Source organism: Terriglobales bacterium (assembly GCA_035624455.1).
Lineage (GTDB): Bacteria > Acidobacteriota > Terriglobia > Terriglobales > Acidobacteriaceae > DASPRM01.
Genome location: DASPRM010000089.1, coordinates 1 through 4,556, shown reverse-complemented (window position 1 = coordinate 4,556; position 4,556 = coordinate 1). Strand labels below are relative to the sequence as shown.

The window sequence follows — 4,556 nt, the reverse complement described above, 5'->3', positions numbered from 1 at the left end:
GGGGGCCTTGCTTATGCGGCTTTTGGCACCTCACGACAGTTGGCCATCGGGCCAACCTCCGCCATTTCAATCCTGATCGGCGCGGCTTTGGGAGGCCTTGCGGCTGGCGATGCGATGCGCCAAACCCACTTGGCCATGACGTCGCCGTCTTGGCAGGGTTCATTGGCATCCTCGCCTGGGTGCTGCGTTTGGGCAACATCGTAAACTTCGTCTCCGAGACCATCCTAAGCGGGTTCAAGGTCGGCGCTGGATTAGTCATCGCCTCGACCCAGTTGCCTAAGCTATTTGGCGTAAGCAGCATTGGCGACAATTTTTTCAGTCGTGTCGTCGATCTGGTCCGACACCTTGGGGACACTAATCTGCCGACGCTGGGAGTTGGAATGGGAGCCATCGCACTTCTCGTCGTGGGTGAGCGAGTGCTCCCGCGCCGCCCTATCGCGTTGTTCGTGGTCACGATTGCAATCCTGGTGATGTCGTTCTCTCCGTTGGCCCGCTATGGTGTGAAGACGGTCGGGACGATTCCCCAAGGCCTACCTCTCTTGGGATGGCCCGTCATGCATTGGAGCGAAGTGGACAACCTGCTCGTGCCTGCGCTGGCCTGTTTTCTGTTGTCCTACGTCGAAAGCATTTCCGTGGTCCGCACCTTTGGGCTCAAGCATGGCTATCGGGTCAGTGCTGATCAGGAATTGCTGGCACTGGGGGTCGCCAACCTTGCAGCTGGTGTCGGCCAAGGGTATCCGCTGGCAGGAGGCATGTCACAATCGGCTGTGAACGAAAAGGCTGGCGCGCAAACACCGCTGGCGCTGGTTTTTGCTTCGGTTGCTATCGGGGCGGTTCTATTGTTTCTGACGGGACTGATGAGCAACCTGCCCCAACCGGTGCTGGCTGCAGTGGTTCTAATTGCGGTAGGTGGACTGATCAGACCTCGCGAACTGCGACATCTACACCAAGTCAGCAAGTTGGAGTTTCGCGTGGCCATGCTGGCCACAGTGGGAGTGTTGTTGTTCGGTATCCTGAAGGGCGTATTGCTGGCCGCCATATTCTCCCTCCTCATGCTGCTAAGAGCCGCCTCTCACCCAAGAATCGCCCTGCTCGGACGCCTGGCCGGAACTGATCGCTTTGTTGATTCGTCGCGCTATCCGGAGAGTGAGGTGACGCCGAACGTCCTAGTGTTGCGCGTGGAGTCGGGGCTCTTTTATTTCAACGCTCAGGCCGTCAAGAGCGAAATCCTGCGACGTATGCATGAGCTCGATTCAGTTAAGCTCGTCGTGATTGACCTCTCCACTTCGCCGAACATCGATTTGGCAGGAGTGCGCATGCTAGGTGAACTGGGGGAACAACTGACCCAGGCCGGAGTCCCACTGAAGCTTGCTGAGGTTCACGGAGCTGTACGCGATTTGTCACAGGCTGAAGGATTAGATACGCGGTTTCAGGGTATCGACCAGAGGTGGAGTGTAGCGGCGCTGATCGAACAGTGGAAAGGGGCATAATTTTCGAATGATTGTGTACTTCATGCGCCACGCAAGGGCGGTGCAGCACAAGTCCAATTCCGGCCGAGACGAGAAGCGACCTTTGGACGATGAGGGCATCGAGCGGTCTACGCAGGTGGGTCGCGCTCTGGCGGGCATGGATGTCAACGTGGACGCGGTCATCTCAAGTCCGCTCAAACGCGCCACCCAAACGGCTTGCCTGGTCGCCAACGAGATCGGGTTTGAAGGACGGTTGCAGCGCTCGCCGGCGCTGCTCCCTGGCGCAGAGATGAAAGCCTTTCGGGATCTCCTCAACCGGAATGCCAACCTGGAGGCTCTTCTTGTCGTAGGACACAATCCCAATCTCAGCAAGTTTCTGAGCCTGCTGATCAGCGAAGGCGCCAGCGAAAGTTCGGTGGACTTAAAGAAATGCGCGGTTGCGCGAGCGGATATCTTTGACGGGGTGGGCGTCCTCAAGTGGGTCCTGACCCCAACGATGGTCGACACCCTCTTTGCAGCTAAGACTAAGGACTCCCCGCAAAGCAAACAGCTGGAATAACTACCTTCGGCCACACACAACATTGGCGTCGGCCACACGAATCCTGCTATGGGCCCACCACAGATCGAATCCGCGGCGTTTCACCAGGCCCAGCTGCAAAGCGAGCGCCTCCGCATCCTTGGCGTGCTGAGCTTTGCCGCCGTTCTAGCAGTCGTCACGGTCTTGCGTGTCTTCGTGATTCGTACGGCTTCGGTGGGCACACCCTGGGTGTGGAACGTGGTACTGGCATGCACGATAGCGGTCTACGAATTGTGCATTCTGCGCAGGGTCGACCTCGCCCTGAAAGGGGGGCAGAGCGTTCCCTCTCGGTATTGGGTCATCAGCACTCTCCTGGAAACTTCAATCCCGGCATTCGCAATCGCCTTTCTGGCAAGCCCACAGATTCAAGACGTCTATCGACCCCTAGCCACTCCGGCTGTGCTTGCTTTCTTCATATTCATCATCCTTTCCACGCTCCGGTTGGACTTGTGGATCTGCTGGTTGTCGGGAGTGGTCGCAACCCTTGCCTATGTTGCGGCAGCTTTGTATCTGGGCTGGCGACCTCCTGTTCTGGGGATACCGAGTCCTGTTACGCAAACTTATGTGGGTCTCAATGCCCTCACGCTCCTGTTTGGCGGAGCAATCGCGGGAGCAGTAGCCAGGCAGATCCGTAAGCACGTAGACGCTGCGCTGCGGGAAGCAGAAACCAAACGGAGGCTCGAGGCAATTCAGCACGATTTGCAGGTTGCGCGCTCCATCCAGCAGTCGCTCTTGCCCAAGGAACGGCCCCCAATCACAGGATTCGATATCGCCGGATGGAACGAGCCAGCGGAAGATACGGGTGGCGATTACTTCGACTGGATGACCCTGGACGATGGCAAGTTCGTCGCCACTCTGGGCGATGTTACCGGTCACGGCATTGGCCCCGCGTTGCTCGCGGCAGCCTGTCGTGCCTATTCGCGTGCCAGCTTCAGGGCGGGACACGACCTCTCCACCACGCTTGGGCACATCAATCAGGCCCTGCAACATGATCTCACGCCGGAACGATTTGTCACCTTTGTAGCCGCCGTCTGCGCTCCTGACGGTGCGGAAGCCGAGATCCTGTCCGCCGGCCACGGTCCGCTCCTTGTATACTCGCGATCCTCAGACCGCTTCACGGAGTTGGAGGCGCAGGCGGTGCCTTTTGGCATCCTTCCCTTTTTCAACTCGGACCCGCCGGCACGCCTTCGGTTGAACCCGGGTGACCTGTTATTGCTGATCACCGACGGTTTTTGCGAATGGGAGAATGAACGCGGCGAGGACTTCGGCGTTCAGCGCGCGGAGGAGGTGATTCGCGCCTCCCGGGACCTTTCCTCGGCGGAGATCATCGCAAAACTTTACGATGCTGTCATCACTTTCGCGAATGGAACCAGCCAGAAGGATGACCTGACTGCGGTGCTCATAAAGCGGCTATAGCATGCCGCAGCAACAGAAAGGGGAACGCCGGATGCCCGACACCGCAGCTGCAAACGGTTTAAGAAAGCTTGAACTGCTTACAGCTCCTTTCAAGCGCTTCGCGCAGATGGAAGCCACTGGCGGCATAATGCTCCTGATCTCCGCGGCGGTCGCGATTGCGTGGGCGAACTCCCCCTGGCGGCATAGCTATGAGACCCTCTGGCATACGCCGCTGACCATCGGGTTCGGCCACTTCCAGATTTCAGAGACCCGTTATCAGTGGATCAATGACGGGCTGATGTCCATCTCTTCTTCCTGGTCGGCCTCGAGATCAAGCGCGAGGTACTGATCGGCGAACTGTCCCGGTTGAAGAAGGCCGCGTTCCCATTCATCGCGGCGCTGGGAGGAAGCGCGCTCCCGGCACTTATTTATTTCTTGGCCACACGCGACAGTAACGCTCACTTCTCAGCACACTGGAATTGGCGGAGGAACACTCCGCGGAGGAGCACGACGCGGTCCATGCTCTGGAATTGCAGTGTGAACTCGTTCAGTCACCGCTGCACCGCATCGAACATCGGCTCCAAACCTGGGTCAGCCTCCTGATCATGCCACTCTTTGCCCTGGCCAACGCGGGCGTTTACATCATCGGGAACATTCGGGCCGCCGTGTCCCATCCCGTCACTCTGGGAGTGACGCTGGGGTTGTTCGTTGGCAAACCTCTGGGAATCACAGCTTTTGCGTGGCTTGGGGCCAAGTCAACGCTCGCCTCACCGCCGGCAGGCGTCGCTTGGAAGCAGATCCTTGGTGCAAGTTGGCTGTGCGGCGTCGGCTTCACCATGTCGCCGTTTATTGCGAGCTTGGCGTTCGGTGAGGGACCGCTGCTCGATATCGCGAAAATCGGTATACTCTCCGCTTCCGTACTGGCGGGAATCGCCGGCACCAGGATGCTCTGGCGTGCAGTCTAACTCTTCTCCTGTCCTTCCGTTACGTTGAGCCGAAAGCCAGGCGCCTTGTAATCCAGCTTGACGTACTTATCCGGGATCGCGATGGCATTCCCGTCCCGCAGTGAGGAAAAATGCGGAGAGCAGATTTCTACGCCCGCTTCGTTGAACTTG

At 58.5% G+C, this 4,556-nt stretch carries 5 protein-coding genes; all 5 read left to right on the top strand.

What is annotated here, in order from left to right; genetic code table 11:
• A partial coding sequence (locus VEG30_09590) for a SulP family inorganic anion transporter (protein HXZ80170.1) occupies positions 1-1,490 on the top strand: 1,490 nt, incomplete at its 5' end.
• Between the two features lie 7 nt (positions 1,491-1,497).
• A complete protein-coding gene (locus tag VEG30_09585) occupies positions 1,498-2,028 on the top strand; it encodes a histidine phosphatase family protein (protein HXZ80169.1) in 531 nt (176 codons plus the stop codon).
• 48 nt (positions 2,029-2,076) lie between these two features.
• Entirely contained in the window at positions 2,077-3,462 is a 1,386-nt protein-coding gene (locus VEG30_09580; GenBank protein HXZ80168.1) for a PP2C family protein-serine/threonine phosphatase, read from the top strand.
• 31 nt (positions 3,463-3,493) lie between these two features.
• Positions 3,494-3,790, top strand: coding sequence for a Na+/H+ antiporter NhaA (locus VEG30_09575; GenBank protein ID HXZ80167.1), 297 nt, complete (start codon positions 3,494-3,496; stop codon positions 3,788-3,790).
• Positions 3,791-3,920: 130 nt separating this feature from the next.
• On the top strand, positions 3,921-4,406 hold the full coding sequence (locus VEG30_09570; protein HXZ80166.1) for a Na+/H+ antiporter NhaA: 486 nt from the start codon (positions 3,921-3,923) through the stop codon (positions 4,404-4,406).
• The last annotated feature ends 150 nt before the right edge of the window (positions 4,407-4,556 follow it).